Here is a 557-nt window from a genome sequence, read left to right on the forward strand (position 1 = left end):
CCCAAACCTGCGATTTCTATCTCTCTTAGTGATCAGGAACAGGCTCAACTTGGTAAAATCAGCAAAACTGAGCTTCCGGACGAACTTCAAGACAAACCTGCCGCAGCGCCGAGTGTCGAAGCTTCGTCTGATATCATTGAACAAGTCGCTCGATCAGCCGTAAAAGCGAATGTTAACAACCGCCTTCACGAGCTCCTATCCAGTCTATTCGACGAGCAATACGATCATGTCAAACGCATCCTGAGTGATTCAAAGCAAGAGCAGCAGGATCACTTAAAAGGCATCATGGATGAATACGTCAACGAAATTAATAAGAAAACTGAGTCCATTAAAGAGGAAGTTGCTGCAGAAGTAAGTCTGTTTTTAGGAAACCAACTCACTGAATTTAAGCAAGAGCTTCTGGATAGCAAAGCTCATACAGGCTTAGACCCTGTACAAATTGAAGAATTAAAAGAGCACCTTAGCTCTAGCCAATCTATGGACACTGAGTTTTGGCAACGCTTACAGGGTGACGCAATAAAACAAGCTCATGAAATCACGCGCGAAACTGCAGAAGA

1 pseudogene is annotated in these 557 nt (G+C 43.8%); it reads left to right on the forward strand.

Going from position 1 to position 557, the window contains the following annotated elements:
• Positions 1-557 (forward strand): annotated as a pseudogene (locus tag A3761_RS27035) (response regulator); the annotation flags it as partial.

Source organism: Oleiphilus sp. HI0123 (assembly GCF_001635315.1).